The organism is Actinacidiphila acidipaludis, from assembly GCF_019890725.1.
GTDB classification, from domain to species: domain Bacteria; phylum Actinomycetota; class Actinomycetes; order Streptomycetales; family Streptomycetaceae; genus Actinacidiphila; species Actinacidiphila acidipaludis.
On the sequence record NZ_JAINZZ010000008.1, the window covers coordinates 143086 to 159450 of the forward strand.

Here is a 16365-nt window from a genome sequence, read left to right on the forward strand (position 1 = left end):
GGGGACATGATCCATGACGCCGCGCGCGCTCGCTACTCAGGGTCGCCTTACCCCCTATGACTTCACACGCGGTGACCGCGCCCGTGCCCGTCGACCCGGTCCAGCAGCGCCTGCGCCATGGCCTGCTCGCCGAGCGCGTTGGGGTGCGCGGGCGCTGCGGGGGCGGCCGGCACCAGCGGCTCGATCCAGCGCTCGCCGGGCGCCTTGCACATGTCGTGGCCGATGGTGGGCGTGTAGGTGTCGACGTACTCGTCGCCGTGCAGCAGCGCTTCGACCCGCAGCATGGCGTTGAGCTTCTTCTCGGTGTCCCGCAGGTAGGCGAAGTCGCCGACGGCGAACGGCACGACCGCCGAGGTGCACGGCACCCCGTTGTCGGGCAGCAGGTCCGGGTAGCCGACCACCACGACACGGGCGCGCGGCGACCGCTGGTGGATGGCGTGCAGCACGTCGGAGACCTTCGGCGCGGTCTTCAGGACGTTCAGCGTGAGCTGGTCGATCCCGCCGGTGCCGAAGTGGTCCTTGCAGGGGCTGCCCAGCGGGTTGGTCGCGGTCAGCCCGGCGCAGGTCGCGATGATCGAGCCGAACCCGATGTCGTTGCCGCCGATCTGCAGCGTGACCAGGGTGGTGTCGTGGCCCAGGGCGTCGAGCTGCGGCCCGTTCGTGCCCTGCGGCTTCCACATCTCCGCGGTGGTCGCGCCACCGCAGCTGACGTCGGTGAAGTCCGTCACGTCGTCGGCCGCGGCCGTCAGCGACGGGTAGTTGTGGTCGGACCGCGCGCAGTTCGCGTCGACCTGGGTGGGTATCGCGGGACCCGAGGTGTAGGAGTCGCCGAGCGCGACATAGCGGGTCTGCGCGCCGTGCCCGTGGCCCGCGGGCGCGGTCGCGGCGGCCGGGCTGACCACCGCGGCGGTCAGGGCGAGGGCGCCGCCGAGCGCCGCGGCCCCCATCGCCGCGGCGCGTCTGCCGGACGGCTGCCTGGCCCCCTCGTCCCCCGCACTGTCCCCGCCCCCCTGTGCACGGCGCATGCCGGTGCTGCTGCCTGCGGCCATCGGGCCCTCCCCTGTTCCCCACGTGTGTGCTCTGCGGCGCGCCGGTCGCGGCGGCCGATGAGGATCAAGGCTCGGGGCGCGGCGTGCGGGGTGTCAATGGGTAGGACCGCGGGATGCTACCGGACAGTCCGCCGGTGTGCACCCGCACGTGGTTTTCCTTAGTGACTTCCGTGTCGAAGGTCGATTACCGGGCATCCACCCAATGAGGAGGTGCCGAAAATGTCCGTTTACGACCACCACGCCGTGCAGCTCGCGGCCGGCGCGCCCTGGGCCGGTCTGGCGCCGCTGATCATCGGCCTCTGCATCGTGGCCGTGCTGATCGCGGCCGTCTGGTTCGGCCGCCGGCGTATCGCGGGTGAACCCCCGGTGCCACGCGGAAAGAGGGCCCGATCCGGCGCCTGGCAGGCTCCGAACGAGCCACCGCTGGCCGACGGTGAGGTCTCCGACCACGGTCCGGGTCACCAGGAGGAGGGCCCGCGCAGCCACGAGGAGCGCCAGCCGATCCCCGACGACATGCCCCAGGACGGCCGCAGGCGCCTGCCGCACGAGATCAGCCCCTTCGGTGTCCGCCAGGGCCGCACGCGCACCACGCGCCGCCGTCACAGCGGCGCCAACTGGGACTGAGAGTTCCCACCGGATCCCGGCAGAACGGATCCCCCCACGGAGGGCGCCCCCTCCCGCGAGTCGCGGGAGGGGGCGCCCTCGTGTGTCCGGGCCGGCCGGCTGCGTGTCCGGGCGGGGACGCCCGGACACGTGCCCGTCACCGGTCACCCGTCACCGGTCACCGGTCACCGGGAGCTGACGGTGGTCAGCGGCGTGTTCACCAGCTTGCGGGCCGCGGCCGCGATGGCGTCGGCGTTGATGCCGGCGGCGTGGAGCTGCTGGTCGGGGGTGGCCGAGCCGGGCATGGTGTGCACGGCCAGCCGCGTCAACAGCGGCATCGGGTGACCGTTGCAGAAGCTCTCCAGCACAGCGTCCGCGAGGCCGCCCTCGGGGTGGTGGTCCTCCACGACGACGAACCGGCCGGTGGTCTCGGCGGCGGCCCGCAGCTCCTGGGCGTCGACAGGCTTGACCGAGTACAGGTCGATCACCCGGGCCCGCGTCCCGTCGGCGACGAGCTGGTCGGCAGCGGCGAGTGCCTCGTGCAGCGTCACACCGGCGCCGATCAGGGTCACCTGGTCCTCGGGGGACGACCGCAGCACCTTGCAGCCGCCGACCGGGAACTCCTCGTCGGGACCGTAGATCACCGGGGTCGCGCCGCGCGTGGTGCGCAGGTAGCCGATCCCCGGACTCCCGGCGAGAGCCGTGACGAGCCTGGCGGTCTGGTTGGCGTCGCACGGATACAGCACGGTGCTGCCGTGCAGCGTCCGCATCATGGCCAGGTCCTCCAGGGCCATCTGGGACGGCCCGTCCTCACCGATCGCCACCCCGGCGTGCGAGCCGACGACCTTGATGTCGCTCCGGCTGATCGCCGCCATTCGCAGGAAGTCGTGCGCGCGGGTCAGGAACGCGGCGAACGTCGACGCGTACGGCAGCCGCTCGCAGACCCCGGTGCCCACGGCCGTGGCGATCAGCTGCTGCTCGGCGATGAAGCACTCGATGTAGCGCTCGGGGTGCTCCTTGGCGAACTCCTGCGCCTTGGTGGAGTCGCCGACCTCGCCGTCGAGCACCACGACGTCCTCGCGGCGCGTGCCCAGCACGGTCAGCGCGTCACCGAAGGCGTTGCGGGTGGCCACCTGGTCGCCCAGGTCGTACCGCGGGAGCTGGGCCGTCGGGTCGCCGCCGAACTGCCTGCGGGGCGTCTGCTCCGGCGGCTGGACGTGGACCCGCAGATGGCGGACGCCGCCCAGTTCGCTCACGGCCGCGTCGGCGTCCGGCAGCGGCTTGCCGTGGAAGCCCTCCTGGTCCTCGACCGCGGCCACCCCGCGGCCCTTGCGGGTGCGGGCGATGATCGCCGTCGGCTTGCCGCGGGTGCGGCGGGCGGTCTTCATCGCCTCGTCGACGGCGGCCACGTCGTGGCCGTCGATCTCCTCTACGTGCCAGCCGAACGCCTCGATCCGGCGCGCGTAGGCGTCCAGGTCCCAGCCGTGCCGGGTGGGGCCGCGCTGGCCGAGGCGGTTGATGTCGAGGATGGCGGTGAGGTTGTCCAGTCCCTCGACGCCCGCCATCTCGAACGCTTCCCAGATCGACCCCTCGGCGAGCTCGCTGTCGCCGCACAGCACCCAGGTGCGGAAGGGCAGGTCGTCCAGGCGCTTGGCGCTCAGGGCGACGCCTGCGCCGATGGGCAGACCCTGTCCCAGCGAACCGGTGGCGACGTCCACCCACGGCAGCTTGGGCGTCGGGTGGCCCTCCAGCCGGCTGCCGAACTTGCGGTAGGTGGTCAGCAGCTCCTCCTCCGTGACGGCGCCGGCCGCCACGTACGCCGCGTACAGCAGCGGTGAGGCGTGGCCCTTGGAGAGGATGAGGTGGTCGTTGCCGGGGTTCTTCGGATCGTCGAAGTCGTAGTGCAGATGGCGGGCGAGCAGGACGGCGATGAGCTCGGCGGCGGACATCGAGGAGGTCGGGTGGCCGGAGCCGGCGGCCGCCGCGGCGCGCACCGCGTCGACCCGCAGTTGCTGGGCGAGCTCGGCGATCTCGGCGTCGTTGAGGACGCGGTCCTGAGTGGCCGTGCTGTTCATAAGGGCAGTTCTCCGTTCGCTCGGCTGGCGTCGGGCCCGGGGTCCGGCATACGTCTCCTTTGGGCGGCTTCCCGAGCGGGCAGCGGACAAACGGGACACGGCCGCACGGAAGGGTTCCGTGCCGGTACTCCGCACGTCAGTCGTGCGGCGTCAGGGGTGCCATGTCAGTCGTGCCGGGGCAGTCGTTGCGGGGCAGTCGTGCCCGGTCAGTGGTGCCCGGTCAGTGGTGGAGGACCTTCGCCAGGAAGTCGCGGGCCCGGGGGCTGTGCGGCCCGGAGAAGAACTCGCCGGGCGGCCGGTCCTCGACGATCCGGCCGTCGGCCATGAACACGACCCGGTCGGCCGCCGAGCGGGCGAAGCCCATCTCGTGCGTGACCACCACCATGGTCATGCCCTCGGCGGCGAGCTGCCGCATGACCTCCAGCACCTCGTTGATCATCTCCGGGTCGAGCGCGGAGGTCGGCTCGTCGAAGAGCATCGCCTTGGGGTTCATCGCCAGCGCACGGGCGATGGCGACACGCTGCTGCTGGCCGCCGGACAGCTCCCGCGGATACTTGTCGGCCTGACCGACGACACCGACGCGGTCCAGCAGCTCCCGGGCCGCGCGCTCGGCCTCGTCCTGGTGGTGGCCGCGGATCCGGCGGGGCGCGAGGGTGACGTTCCCCAGCACGGTGTGGTGGGCGAACAGGTTGAAGGACTGGAAGACCATGCCGACCTCGGCGCGCAGCCGGGCGAGCTCGCGGCCCTCGGCGGGCAGCGGTCGGCCGTCGATGGTGACGGTGCCGGAGTCGATCGTCTCCAGCCCGTTGATGGCCCGGCACAGCGTGGACTTCCCGGCGCCCGACGGCCCGATGACCACCACGACCTCACCGCGGCCCACGCTCAGGTCGATGTCCTGGAGCACGGGAACACTGCCGAAGCGCTTGCTCACTCCGGTGAGTTCGATGAGCGGCTCGGCCGAGCGGGATATGGGCACGGCGCCGGGTCAGCCGAGCACGCGGTTGACGAGCGTGTCACGCTCGGTCTGCGGGATGGCGGTCCAGCGCATGCCGCGCAGGGCGCCTTCCAGCGCGAGCAGGGTGTGGGTGCAGGCGTCTTCCGGCAGTTCGGGCCGGATCTTCTCGAATGCCCGCCCGGAGCCGAGGCGGCGCAGTTCGCCCGCGTCCCCGACGCCTGCGCGGCGCAGCCGTTCGGCCAGCACCGCCCCGATGTTCGGAAGCTGCTGAAGGGAGTCCACGTCGAGCCTCCAGAGTCAAGCTGTCGAGTGAGGAGTGCGCTCGGCGCCATGATGCACGGTTGCGCCGGTGCGCCGGGCGAACCAGCGCGGACACGCCCATGGCCGTCCCCCGGCAAGATGACCACGCGTCACCCCCGCCGGACCCGCCGGGCCTCCGTGACACACGATGTGCCTCCTCGTTCTCGCTCGATCAGCCGGCCACTCCGGGAGGTCGTGCGTCAGTCCTTTGGGCACTCAGTCCTCTGAGGCCTCGGCGTGGACCTGTGAGAGCTCCGGGCTGCCCGTCTCGGCCCAGGTGTGGCCGAGGGCGACGGTGTCGAGGCGGCGGCCGGAGGACAGGCTGACGACCGGGTGGCCGTTGGGCCAGACCTGCCAGGCGGCGCCGGGCACGGTGCGCACGATCACCGTGCCCAGGTAGAGCCCGGCGTCGTTGCCGAGCCAGCTCATCACGTCCGGGTCGTCCCGCCAGCTCGGCACCAGCTGGTCGAGGGCGGTCAACGAGGCCGCGGAGTTGTCGAGTTCGACGCCGTGGTGGGACGCGCGGACCCGGAGCAGCTCGCACTCGCCGAGGAGTTCGGCGACCGCGGCCGGGTCGTGATCACCGCCCGCGCCCGACACGGCGATCCCGCTCGGCATCGTGTGCCGCTCACGCCATCTGCCGAGAAAGGGGATGTCCATACCGTTCAGCGTCGCACCCGGGGGTGCCCGCCGACCACAGGCGCGCGGGACCCGTCACGCGCACCCGGCCGTGACCGCGGAGGCGGCCCTCAGACGTCGAGGTCGACGACGACCGGCGCGTGGTCCGAAGCACCCTTGCCCTTGCGCTCCTCGCGGTCCACGTAGGCGTCCGACACGGCCTTGGCGAAGGGGCTGTTGCCGTAGACCAGGTCGATGCGCATGCCGCGGTTCTTGGGGAAGCTGAGCTGGCGGTAGTCCCAGTAGGTGTACGGGCGGTCGTACTTCAGCGGGCGCGGCACCACGTCCTCGAGACCGGTCTTGCGCAGGGCGGCCAGGGCGTCGCGCTCGGGGGCGGTGACGTGGGTCTGGCCCTCGAAGAAGGACGTGTCGAAGACGTCCTCGTCGGTGGGCGCGACGTTGTAGTCGCCGAGGATCGCGAACGGCCTGCTCCCGGCGGCGTCGTCCGCGGCGGCCACCCGCAGCGCCTCCAGCCAGGCCAGCTTGTAGGCGTAGTGCGGGTGGCCGATCTCACGGCCGTTGGGCACGTACACCGACCACAGCCGGACCGGGCCGCAGGTCGCGGAGACGGCGCGGGGCTCCTGGACGCCTTCGTACTCCGGCCCGCCGGGCAGGCCCACCACGACGTCCGCCAGGCCGACACGGGAGACCAGGGCCACGCCGTTCCACCGCCCGTTGGCGTTGACGGCGGCCTCGTACCCCAGGGCGCGCAGTTCGTCGTGCGGGAACTGCTCCAGGGTGCACTTGGTCTCCTGCAGGCACAGGACGTCCGTGCCCGTGCTCTCCAGCCAGGCGAGCAGCCGGGGCAGCCGGACGGTGACGGAGTTGATGTTCCAGGTCGCGATGCGCATGTTTCTCAACCTAGCGGCTCGGTCCGACAGACCGGGTGCGGCGGTGCGTCAGAGCTGGTCACCGGGGGCGAGACGCACGTGTTCCGCGCCGCCGAGCTCGCCGACCAGGTGGTCGTAGATGGGCCGGGCGAGGTCGGTCAGCAGCGCGTCGTGCACGTCGAGGGCCCGCACCGGGGCGACCTCCCGGACGTACTCGACGATCTCGGAGAGCTTGTTCCACGGTGCCATCACCGGCAGCAGCAGGGTGTCGACGGCCACGCCGGGCACGGTCAGCGCGTCCCCGGGGTGGAACACCGACCGGTCGATCAGATAGCCGACGTTGGTGATCCGCGGGATCTCGGGGTGGATCACGGCGTGCAGCTGGCCGTAGACCTGCACCTCGAACCCGGCGGCGGTGAACGCGTCGCCCTCGCCGACGGTGTGCACCCGGCCGGGGAAGGCCGCGGACACCTGGTCGGCGACGCTCGCCAGCGTCCACAGCTCGGCGCCCGGGTTGGCCTCGAGCCCGGCGCGCAGCCGGTCCTCGTTGAAGTGGTCCAGGTGCTCGTGGGTGACGAGGATGACGTCGGCGCCGACCGCCGCGTCCTCCTCGCTGAAGGTGCCGGGGTCGATGACGAGCGTCTGCCCGTCCTTCTCCAGCCGCACACAGGCGTGCCGTTTCTTGGTCAGCTTCATGCCGACCATCTTGCTACGCCTGTGTGACGCCTGCCGCCCCGCCCGGCCGCCGGCCCCCTCGCGGTGGGGCTCCCGCGCCGCCGGCCCCGGCGCGTCACCCGCCCGCGGTCTCCTGCTGGATCACCGGGCGCGCCGCCTCCACCGCCGCCTGCGCCGCGGGCAGCCCGCAGAACACGGCGGTGTGCAGCAGCGTCTCCTCTATCTCGGCGGGGGTGAGGCCGTTGCGCAGGGCCGCGCGCGTGTGGTCGGCGAGTTCGCCGAGCCGGCCGAGCGCGGTGAGGGCGGTCAGGCTGAGGAAGCTGCGGGTGCGCCGGTCCAGGCCGGGCCTGGTCCACACCTCGCCCCAGCCGATCCGGGTGGCGAAGGCGTCGAAGCCGGCGCCGAACGGCTCGGCGCGGGCGATCGCGGCGTCCACCTCCGCGTCGCCGACCAGCTCGCGGCGGATCCGCAGACCCTCGGCGTAGCGGTCGGGCGGCGGGGGCACGGCGGCCGGCTGGGCGGGCACCCGCGGCGGGACGGGCGGCGGGGCCGGGGCGAACGGCGCCGACGGGAGCGTGCGGTCCCAGGTGCTCTCGAAGTGCCGTGCGAGCAGGTCGCCGACGGCGACGGGCTCCTCGACGGGCGCCAGGTGACCCGTCGCGGGGACGACGGCAAGACGCGCGTCCGGGATCCCGGCGACCAGCAGCCGAGCGTCGGCCGGCGGGGTCTCCACGTCGTCGGCGCCGGCGACCACGAGTGTCGGCACGGTGATGCCGCCGAGCGCCTCGCGGATGTCGAACGCGGCCAGCGCCTCGCAGGCCGCGACGTAGCAGGCGGCGTCCGTGGTGGCGACCATCTGCACCGCCCAGTCGGTGATGGCCGGCTGGGTGGCCAGGAAGGCGCCGGTGAACCAGCGTTCCGGTGTGCCCTGCGCGGTCCGCTCCAGCCCGTTGGCGCGGACCACCACGCCGCGCTGCCGCCAGGTGTCGGCGGTGGCGTAGCGGGCGGCGGCCGAGACCAGGGCGAGGGCCGCGACCCGGTCGGGCCGCAGCAGCGCCAGCCGGGCGCCGACCGCGGCGCCCAGGCCGCAGCCGGCGTACCCGAATCGGTCGATGCCCTCGTCGTCGAGGACGGCCAGCAGCCGTCGCGCGAGGTCGTCGACGGAGGCGGCGGGTTCGGCGGGCGCGCCGCCGTGGCCGGGCAGTTCGTAGCGCAGGACCCGCCAGGCGCCCGCGAGGATCGGCAGCTGGCGGTCCCACATGTGCCAGGTCGCGCCCAGGGCCGGCCCGAGGACCAGCACCGGTGCGTCGTCGGGGCCGTCGAAGCGGTACTGCAGTGGCGGCAGGTGCTGATCGTCACGGTCGTCGTACGTGTCGTGACGGTCGTCGTACGAGGTGGCGTACGTACCGGACCCGGCAGCAGTCATATCGGTCGTCTCGCTCATCGCCCCACACGCTACCGAGGGATCGGCCGGACACAACAGACGGGTGGGTCAGCTGTCCCGGAAGCCGTACCGGAAGTTGACGGTGGAGACCACGTAGACCGTGGGCGCGTCCGGGTCGTGCAGGTCGACGCTGATGGCGTGGTCGGGCTTGTCGCCGTTCTTGTGCATGCTCGTCCCCGACCAGGGGCCGGGGCCGGAGAACGTCCAGGAGGCCTCGCGGGCCTGGGACCTGCTGATCTCCGACGACCCGGAGCGCAGCGCCGCGCGGCTGGTGCCGACCTTCGCCAGGAAGGTGTCGAGGCCGCCCGCGGTCGTGGTGAACTGCACGTACAGCACGCTGGTGGACCAGGAGTTGGTCTCCAGGTAGCCGACGTGCGCGGCGCCGTAGGGGATCGGCACCTGGTAGATGCGCTGCTGCAGGGAGCTCGGGTAGTACCCGAACGTCAGGTGCCGCGCGGCGGCCTCCAACTGCTTGCTCTCGCCGCTCTCCCGGCTCTGCTGGGCCGAGATGATCACATACCCGAGCGGGACCAGGACGAGCAGCGGCAGGACCGTCCAGCGCAGCCAGCGCGGCAGTTCGCGCGGCGGCCGGGCACTGCCCGGGAGAGGCGCCGCGGCGGTGGCTCCCCCGGCCCGCTCACGGCGCGGTCCCTTCTGCCGCGGCGCCGGGGTGCGCGCGTCCGCGGGCGGCGGCTCCGGAGTGCGGACCTCGGCCACGACGGGTTCCGCCGTGCGCTGCTCGGGGGTGAGCACCTCGGGTGTGCGCTGCTCGGGGCTGCGCTCCTCCGGGGTCGTCGTCACGAGTCGGCCGCCTGCCGCCCGTAGACCCGCCCGTACCGCTCGTAGCGCTCGACCCGGCGCCGGTTCGTCCGGCGGAAGCGCCGGGCGACCAGCCGGGCCAGGTCGGCGGCGCCGACCATGCCGGCCTCCGGCCCGAGCTCGGCCTTCACGATCCGCGCCTCCGGCCGGTAGCCGCGGCCGGTGAGGGTGCGGCGGAAGGCGTCGCGTGCCGGGCCGATGAGCAGGTCGTCGGCGGCGCTGACGCCTCCGCCGATGACGAAGCAGGACGGGTCGAGCGCGGCGGCGAGGTTGGCGATGCCGACGCCCAGCCACTGCCCGATGTCCTGGAACAGCTCGACGCACATGGCGTCGCCCTGCCGGGCCAGCTCGGTGATCAGCGGGCCGGTGATGTCGCGGATGTTGCCGCCGACCCGGTCGATGATCCCGTAGGCCACCGGGGAGTCCGCGGCGGCCAGCTCGCGGGCCTCCCTGACCAGGGCGTTCCCGGAGCTGTACTGCTCCCAGCAGCCGCGGTTGCCGCACGGGCAGCGGTGCCCGCCGGGCACCACCTGCATGTGGCCGAACTCGCCGGCCACCCCGTAGCGGCCGCGCTTGACGTGGCCGTCCTCCAGGATGGCGCCGCCGATGCCGGTGCCCAGGGTGATCATCACCAGGTCGGGCTCGCCGCGGGCCGCGCCGAAGCGCCACTCGGCCCAGGCGGCGGTGTTCGCGTCGTTGTCGACCATCACCGGCACGAGCAGCCGCTCGGACAGCCGGTCGCGCAGGGGCTCGTCGCGCCACGCCAGGTGCGGGGCGAACAGCACCCGCGACCGGTCGGCGTCCACCCAGCCGGCGGCGCCGATGCCGACCGCGTGGACGTCGTGCCGCTCGGACAGGTCCAGCACCAGCTCGACGATGGTGTCCTCGACGACCTTGGGGCTCTTGGACTTGTCCGGCGTCTCGGTGCGCAGCTGCTCCAGGATGTTGCCGTCGGCGTCGACGACGCCGGCCATCACCTTGGTGCCCCCGATGTCGATGCCGACGGTCGGCACCCGGGGCGCGGTCAGGTGCGAGCGCCGCTCGCGGCGGTCCGCGCCGCTGACGTTGCGCCACACGGTGGCACGGGCGGCACCGCCGCGGTAAACACGTTCACGATTGGCACTCAAGCGGTGGTCTCCGGATCGGCGGCGGCCGCCGGGTCGGTGGCAGCCGGTGTGCGGCTCAGTTCGTGCGTCAGCTCGTCCAGCTCGCTGCCCCCGGCCATCTCCCGGGTCAGCTCGTCCAGCGTAATGTCCTCCTTGAGGTGGCTGCCGGACATCGCGCCACGCTTGAGGAGGACGAAACGATCCCCCACGAGGTAGGCGTGGTGCGGGTTGTGTGTGATGAGCACCACACCGAGGCCCGCGTCGCGGGCCGCCGCCACGTACTTGAGCACCACACCGGACTGCTTGACGCCCAGCGCGGCCGTCGGCTCGTCGAGCACCAGCACCTTGGCGCCGAAGTGCACGGCCCGGGCGATGGCCACGCACTGCCGCTCACCGCCGGAGAGCGTGCCGATCGGCTGGTCGACGTCCCGCAGGTCGATGCCCATGCGCAGCAGCGCCTGGTGGGTGGTCGCGCGCATGGCGGCCACGTCAAGGCGGCGCAGCGGCCCACGGCCCTTGGTCGGCTCCGAGCCCAGGAAGAAGTTCCGCCACACCGGCATGAGCGGCACGACCGCCAGGTCCTGGTAGACGGTGGCGATCCCCCGGTCGAGGGCCTCGCGCGGCGAGGCGTGCCGCACCTCCTCGCCCTCGACGGCGTACGTGCCGGCGTCGTGCGGGTGCAGCCCGGCGATGATCTTGATGAGGGTCGACTTGCCCGCGCCGTTGTCGCCCAGCACGCAGGTGATCTCACCGGCGTGCACGTCCAGCGAGACGCCGTGCAGCGCCCGCACGCTGCCGTACGACTTGGCGACGTCGGTCAGCGCCACCAGCGGTGTACGCGGGCCGGGCACGGTGGCGGCCTCGCCGCCGGAGATGGTGGTGTCGGTCATGTGCGGGCCTCCGCGCGCCTGCGGACCCAGGCGTTGAGCAGGGTGGCGAGCAGCAGCATCGCCCCGAGGAAGAACTTGAACCAGTCCGGGTTCCACTGGGCGTAGACGATGCCCTTGCTGGTCATGCCGAAGATGAACGCGCCGACCGCCGAGCCGATCGCGCTGCCGTAGCCGCCGGTCATCAGGCAGCCGCCGATGACCGCCGCGATGATGTACAGGAACTCGTTGCCCACGCCCTCGCCGGACTGCACGACGTCGAACGAGAACAGCAGGTGCTGCCCGGAGATCCACGCGCAGAAGGCGACGGCCATGTAGAGGCCCACCTTGGTGCCCGCCACCGGGACGCCCACCGCGCGGGCCGCGTCCGGGTTGCCGCCCGCCGCGAAGATCCAGTTGCCGACCCGGGTGCGCAGCAGCACCCAGGTGGCGACCGCGACCAGGCCGATCCACCACAGGATGGTCACCTGCAGGTCGACCGAGCCGATCGTCCAGTGCGAGGCGAAGACGTCCCGCGCGGTGGGGAAGCCCTGCATGTCGCCGATCGACTTCGTCGACACCGTGCCGCTGATCAGCTTGGTCAGGCCCAGGTTCAGGCCGGTGAGCATCAGGAAGGTGCCGAGCGTGATGATGAAGCTCGGCAGCTTGGTGCGCACCAGCATGAGCCCGTTGAAGGCGCCGAAGGCCAGGGTGACCAGCAGCGAGACGCCCACGCCGACCCAGGTGTTCGCGGTCATCTGGTAGCTGAACATCGACGAGATCAGCGCCGAACTGGTCACCATCACACCGGCGGACAGGTCGAACTCGCCGCCGATCATCAGCAGCGCCACCGGCACCGCCATGATCCCGATGGTGGACGACGCGTAGAGCACGGTGCCGAGACTGGACGCCTGCAGGAACGAGTCGGCGACGACGGAGAAGAAGACGAAGACCGCGGCGGCGCCCACCACCGCGCCCAGCTCCGGCCGCCCGATCAGGCGCCGGGTCAGGGAGCGGGGGGCGAGCCGTTCGTCGGACCGCTCGGCGGCCGGGGCGAGGACGGTCACCGCGTCCCCCGCTTCGTGTAGGACAGCAGCGCGTCGGCGTCGTCCTTGGTGACGATCTGCGGGCCGGTCAGCACCGGCTTGCCGCCGCCGAGGCTGTCGCCGTTGTAGCGGTACAGCCACAGCAGGTCGACGGCCTCGTAGCCCTGGAGGTACGGCTGCTGGTCGACGGCGAAGCCGATCGTGCCGTCCTTGAGCTCGGTGGCCACCTGGGCGTTGAGGTCGAAGGTGTCGATCTCCGCCTTGGACCCGGCCTCCTGCTTGGCCTTGGCGGCGGTGGCGGCGAAGGGCGCGCCGAGGGTGACGACGGAGTCGATGGACTTGTCGGACTGCAGCTTCGCCTGGATCGCGGACTGCACGTCCGGCATGTTGGTGCCGTTGACGTACAGGTTGTCCATCCGGCCGCTGAACGTGGACTTGGCCCCGGCGCAGCGCTGCTCGTGCCCGACGTTCCCCTGCTCGTGGAGCACGCACAGCGCGTGCTGCTTGTGCCGCTTGTTCAGCTCGTCGCCGACCGCGTTGCCGGCCACCGTCTCGTCCTGGCCGATGTGGGTGAGCGCCCCGAACTGCTTGGACTCCTCGGACCCGGAGTTGATGGTGATCACGGGTATGCCGGCCTTCTCGGCCTTGGCCACCACGGCCTTCATCGCGTCCGGCTTGGCGAGCGTGACCACCAGCCCGTCGACGTGCTGGTCGATGGCGGCCTGCACGAGCTGGGCCTGCTGGTCGCCCTGGTCGCTGTTGGAGTACAGGAACTTGATGTTGTCCTTGGCCGCGGCCTGCTTGGCGCCGCTCTGGACGATGTCCCAGAAGGTGTCGCCCGCCCCGGAGTGGGTGACCATGGCGAACGTCCAGCGCGGGGTGTTCACCCCGGACCCGTTGGCCGCGAGCTGCTTGGCCCGGTCCTCGGCGCGCTTGCCGCCGGTGCTGCTGCACCCGGCGAGCGCGCTCGCTCCCAGGGCTGTGGCCACGACCACGCAGAGTACGCCGAGTACCCGTCCGGGGGTGGAGTTCCTCCGCCGTCCCGCCCTTGCCTTCGCCACGTGGCCCTGCCTTTCCGTCCTGTCCGTGGTGCAGCCGGGAACGCTGTGCATCGAAGTGCTGCGAGTGACCTTCCCGGCGGCCCCAGTATCCGTCAAGGGGGCGCGTGCCCTGTCCTCCGGCCTGGACGAGGCCGGTTTCCGGGCGCGGACCGGCGTCCGCCTCGTTCGGCGGGGGACGGCAGGGCATGATGTGCGAAGCACCTCATAAACACCCCATATCAGGACAAAGGGTTTTGACAGGGCGCGTGACGGCGCGGGAGGTTGGGATGCGCACCCTCGTCACGTCTCCTTCTCCCTCACGGCAGGAGCAGGTATGCGGATCGGACTTCTGGGCGCCGGGCGGATCGGCGCCTTCCACGCCGGGACGCTGGCGGCGCACCCGGACGTCACCGAGCTGATGGTCGCCGACGCCGATCCCGGCCGGGCCCGGGAGGTGGCGGCGGCCCGGGGCGCGACCGCGCTCCCGGTGGACGACCTGTTCGCGCGCCGCCCCGACGCCGTCGTGATCGCCTCCACGACCGCGGCCCACGCCGGACTGATCGCCCGGGCCGCGCGGGCGGGCGTCCCCGCCTTCTGCGAGAAGCCGGTGGCCGTGGACCTGGCCCGCACGGTCTCGGCGCTGGACACGGTCACCCAGACCGGCGCGCTGCTGCAGATCGGCTTCCAGCGGCGCTTCGACGCCGGCTACGCCGCCGCCCGCGAGGCCCTGCGGGCGGGCCGGGTGGGGCGGCTGCACACCGTGCGCACCGTCAGCTCCGACCCCGCACCGCCGCCGCCCGCCTACGTCCCGCTGTCCGGCGGCCTCTACCGGGACTGCCTGATCCACGACTTCGACCTCCTGCGCTGGGTCACCGGTCGCGAGGTCACCGAGGTGTACGCGACCGGCAGCAACGAGGGCGAGGAATTCTTCCGTGCGGCCGGCGACGCGGACACCGCTGCCGCGCTGCTCACCCTGGAGGGCGGCGTGCTGGCCACCGCGACCGCGACCCGCTACCACGCGGCGGGGTACGACGTCCGGATGGAGCTCGCGGGGACCGCCGACCAAGTGGTGGTGGGCGTGGGGCCGCGGGCACCGCTGAGTTCGCTCGAGCCGGCGGACGTGGCGGCCGGGGACGCCGGGCGGGGCGCCGGGCAGGGCGCCGGGGCGGGGACGCGCTGGTCCGGGTTCCTGGAGCGGTTCGCGCCCGCCTACCGGGCCGAACTGGACGTCTTCCTGCGCGTCGCCCGCAGCGAGCTGCCCAATCCCTGCGAGGGCCGGGAGGCGCTGCGGGCCCTGCTGGTGGCCGAGGCGTGCGAGCTGTCCCGGCACGAGCGCCGGCCCGTGACCGTCGCCGAGGTGGAGGCCGCGGCGCAGGCCTGCGCGTCCGAGCCGAACGGGGTGGTGGTGTGAGGGAGCGGCCTCGTTCGGTCAGTCCCGCAGTGCCACTGCGAGGTCCTGGACCTCGCGCCGGAGCCGCTCAAGCTCCCGGTCGACCTCGGTGACCATGCCGTCGGCTGTCGGGTGACCGTTCAGGGGATGGATGAACACGTCGTTCCTGGACACCCGCCGGATCGCCCCCCGCCAACGCATCGCGATCCACCGCATCTCCCGTACCCGGGCGGCCTGATCACGAAGGCCGACGGCATCGGCCGCCCCCGCGGATCTCCGGCGGCACCCGGCGCACGGCCCCCAGGCGGACGACCCGCACAGCCTCTACTTCGCCGCGCGGGCACTCCGCCGCTTCGCCACCAGGCCCGCGAGCAGCAGGGTGGCCAGGCCGATCCCCACCCCGCAGAGCGTCCACAGCATCCGGTAGCCCTCGGCGGCGTAGTCGGTCGGCTGGAGGATGTCCACCAGGATGAGGACGCCACCGGCGATGGCCGCGCAGTACAGCGCGTAGTTCACAAAGCGCGTGGCCACCCCGTGGACGAACAGGACGAGCGCGACGACTTCGAGCCCGCGCGAGACCGCGAAGAGCCGCAGGCCGTGGACGCTGGCCGGAATCAGAAGCAGCAGTCCCGCCGCCACCGCCCCGATGACCGCTCCGGAGAGCCGCTGCGCGCCCACCAGCGTCGACTGCCCCAGGCTCGGCTTCATCGCGACGATCGCCGCGATCGGCATCCAGTAGCCGTGCGACAGGTTCAGCCCGAAGGCCAGTGCGACGGCCCCGGCGAGCGCCACGGCACGCATCACCGCGAACGTGGTGATCTGCGGCGTCAGCTTCCGCGGCGCGGTGTCCCCGGGCAGTTCCGCGATGGGCTGGGGCCGGTCGTGGCGGCCGCGCACCAGCCACGCCAGGAACGCCACCGCGATCCACAGCGCCGTTCCCCCGGCCCAGGTCGCGACCTGCGCCCAGGTGTAGCTGGTGACGCGGGCGTTGCTCTGGAAGCCGGACGCCACCCCGAAGGCGACGACGAGCCAGACGTTCAGCAGCAGAGCCATGACGAACCGTCGCACCCCGAAGGCCACCGCCAGGCCGCACGCCAGCGTGACCACGAACGCCGTGAGCGTCAGCCAGCCCCACGCCTCCCCGCCGACACCGAATCCCAGCGCGGTCATCCCCGCGCCGGCGAGCCCGAAGCCGGCGATGTGCGCGGCACGGTTCCCGAAACCGCCGCCGGGGTCGGCCAGCACCGCGAAGAGCAGCGCGAACAACGCGCTGAGCAGGTACACCTCGTGACCGATCGCCCAGAAGACGACGAGCGGCACCAGCGCCACGTCCAGGAGGGCGATCGCGCGCGGCCAGTTCAGTCCCGCCGGGTTCAGCGCGAACACCTTGGACAGCCAGGCGACCGTCACCGCCCGCCATCGCGCCGGTTTCCCCCGGTCGGCGGGCCGTCCCGCCCGTCCGTCCACCGTGGCCATGGCCGTCCTCGCT

Annotated in this window: 17 protein-coding genes; 2 read left to right on the forward strand and 15 right to left on the reverse strand. The window is 72.7% G+C overall.

Features of this window, described 5'->3' with window-relative positions:
- Positions 1-62: 62 nt before the first annotated feature.
- Positions 63-947, reverse strand: a complete 885-nt coding sequence (locus K7862_RS10045) for an SGNH/GDSL hydrolase family protein (protein ID WP_222962183.1) — start codon at positions 945-947, stop codon at positions 63-65.
- Between the two features lie 321 nt (positions 948-1268).
- On the opposite strand from K7862_RS10045, the gene K7862_RS10050 reads away from it, so the two are divergent.
- Complete coding sequence (locus K7862_RS10050; RefSeq protein WP_222962111.1) at positions 1269-1673, forward strand: DUF6479 family protein; 405 nt, start codon at positions 1269-1271, stop codon at positions 1671-1673.
- 164 nt (positions 1674-1837) lie between these two features.
- Here K7862_RS10050 and K7862_RS10055 read toward each other — a convergent pair whose 3' ends face one another.
- The 12 genes from K7862_RS10055 to K7862_RS10110 form a co-directional block, all read right to left on the reverse strand.
- Complete coding sequence (locus tag K7862_RS10055) at positions 1838-3727, reverse strand: transketolase (protein ID WP_222962112.1); 1890 nt, start codon at positions 3725-3727, stop codon at positions 1838-1840.
- A gap of 220 nt (positions 3728-3947) precedes the next feature.
- Positions 3948-4703: an amino acid ABC transporter ATP-binding protein gene (locus K7862_RS10060; RefSeq protein ID WP_372461544.1), complete on the reverse strand. Its 756-nt coding sequence runs from the start codon at positions 4701-4703 to the stop codon at positions 3948-3950.
- A 9-nt stretch (positions 4704-4712) separates the two neighbouring features.
- The gene (locus K7862_RS10065; RefSeq protein ID WP_222962113.1) at positions 4713-4964 is read right to left on the reverse strand and encodes a TfoX/Sxy family DNA transformation protein; all 252 of its coding nucleotides are present in this window, start codon (positions 4962-4964) and stop codon (positions 4713-4715) included.
- A 234-nt stretch (positions 4965-5198) separates the two neighbouring features.
- Positions 5199-5642 carry a DUF6278 family protein gene (locus tag K7862_RS10070; RefSeq protein WP_222962114.1) on the reverse strand — a complete coding sequence of 148 codons (444 nt, stop codon included), beginning with the start codon at positions 5640-5642 and terminating at the stop codon, positions 5199-5201.
- An 89-nt stretch (positions 5643-5731) separates the two neighbouring features.
- On the reverse strand, positions 5732-6511 hold the full coding sequence (locus K7862_RS10075; protein WP_222962115.1) for an exodeoxyribonuclease III: 780 nt from the start codon (positions 6509-6511) through the stop codon (positions 5732-5734).
- Positions 6512-6559: 48 nt separating this feature from the next.
- Positions 6560-7186: an MBL fold metallo-hydrolase gene (locus K7862_RS10080; RefSeq protein ID WP_222962116.1), complete on the reverse strand. Its 627-nt coding sequence runs from the start codon at positions 7184-7186 to the stop codon at positions 6560-6562.
- 94 nt (positions 7187-7280) lie between these two features.
- Positions 7281-8609, reverse strand: coding sequence for a bifunctional 3-oxoadipate enol-lactonase/4-carboxymuconolactone decarboxylase PcaDC (gene pcaDC, locus K7862_RS10085; RefSeq protein WP_262412917.1), 1329 nt, complete (start codon positions 8607-8609; stop codon positions 7281-7283).
- A gap of 48 nt (positions 8610-8657) precedes the next feature.
- Entirely contained in the window at positions 8658-9410 is a 753-nt protein-coding gene (locus K7862_RS10090; protein WP_262412918.1) for a hypothetical protein, read from the reverse strand.
- Entirely contained in the window at positions 9407-10555 is a 1149-nt protein-coding gene (locus K7862_RS10095) for an ROK family glucokinase (RefSeq protein ID WP_222962117.1), read from the reverse strand. The genes K7862_RS10090 and K7862_RS10095 overlap by 4 nt, the downstream gene beginning before the upstream one ends.
- A complete protein-coding gene (locus tag K7862_RS10100) occupies positions 10552-11424 on the reverse strand; it encodes an ATP-binding cassette domain-containing protein (protein ID WP_222962118.1) in 873 nt (290 codons plus the stop codon). The genes K7862_RS10095 and K7862_RS10100 overlap by 4 nt, the downstream gene beginning before the upstream one ends.
- Positions 11421-12467, reverse strand: a complete 1047-nt coding sequence (locus tag K7862_RS10105; RefSeq protein ID WP_222962119.1) for an ABC transporter permease — start codon at positions 12465-12467, stop codon at positions 11421-11423. The genes K7862_RS10100 and K7862_RS10105 overlap by 4 nt, the downstream gene beginning before the upstream one ends.
- Positions 12464-13507: a sugar ABC transporter substrate-binding protein gene (locus tag K7862_RS10110; protein WP_372461545.1), complete on the reverse strand. Its 1044-nt coding sequence runs from the start codon at positions 13505-13507 to the stop codon at positions 12464-12466. Before K7862_RS10110 ends, K7862_RS10105 begins: the two co-directional genes overlap by 4 nt.
- A gap of 313 nt (positions 13508-13820) precedes the next feature.
- On the opposite strand from K7862_RS10110, the gene K7862_RS10115 reads away from it, so the two are divergent.
- A complete protein-coding gene (locus K7862_RS10115) occupies positions 13821-14897 on the forward strand; it encodes a Gfo/Idh/MocA family protein (protein ID WP_222962121.1) in 1077 nt (358 codons plus the stop codon).
- A gap of 18 nt (positions 14898-14915) precedes the next feature.
- Here the strand turns inward: K7862_RS10115 and K7862_RS37445 are convergent, their stop codons facing one another.
- A complete protein-coding gene (locus K7862_RS37445; protein WP_262412919.1) occupies positions 14916-15050 on the reverse strand; it encodes a hypothetical protein in 135 nt (44 codons plus the stop codon).
- A 150-nt stretch (positions 15051-15200) separates the two neighbouring features.
- The gene (locus tag K7862_RS10120) at positions 15201-16352 is read right to left on the reverse strand and encodes an FUSC family protein (protein WP_222962122.1); all 1152 of its coding nucleotides are present in this window, start codon (positions 16350-16352) and stop codon (positions 15201-15203) included.
- Between the last annotated feature and the right edge of the window lie 13 nt (positions 16353-16365).

Coding starts and splice junctions, on each gene's coding strand:
- K7862_RS10045 (WP_222962183.1), bottom strand. CDS start 947: ATGGGGGCCGCGGCGCTCGGCGGCGCCCTCGCCCTGACCGCCGCGGTG.
- K7862_RS10120 (WP_222962122.1), bottom strand. CDS start 16,352: ATGGCCACGGTGGACGGACGGGCGGGACGGCCCGCCGACCGGGGGAAA.
- pcaDC (WP_262412917.1), bottom strand. CDS start 8,609: ATGAGCGAGACGACCGATATGACTGCTGCCGGGTCCGGTACGTACGCC.
- K7862_RS10080 (WP_222962116.1), bottom strand. CDS start 7,186: ATGAAGCTGACCAAGAAACGGCACGCCTGTGTGCGGCTGGAGAAGGAC.
- K7862_RS10070 (WP_222962114.1), bottom strand. CDS start 5,642: ATGGACATCCCCTTTCTCGGCAGATGGCGTGAGCGGCACACGATGCCG.
- K7862_RS10055 (WP_222962112.1), bottom strand. CDS start 3,727: ATGAACAGCACGGCCACTCAGGACCGCGTCCTCAACGACGCCGAGATC.
- K7862_RS10100 (WP_222962118.1), bottom strand. CDS start 11,424: ATGACCGACACCACCATCTCCGGCGGCGAGGCCGCCACCGTGCCCGGC.
- K7862_RS10115 (WP_222962121.1), top strand. CDS start 13,821: ATGCGGATCGGACTTCTGGGCGCCGGGCGGATCGGCGCCTTCCACGCC.
- K7862_RS10050 (WP_222962111.1), top strand. CDS start 1,269: ATGTCCGTTTACGACCACCACGCCGTGCAGCTCGCGGCCGGCGCGCCC.
- K7862_RS10075 (WP_222962115.1), bottom strand. CDS start 6,511: ATGCGCATCGCGACCTGGAACATCAACTCCGTCACCGTCCGGCTGCCC.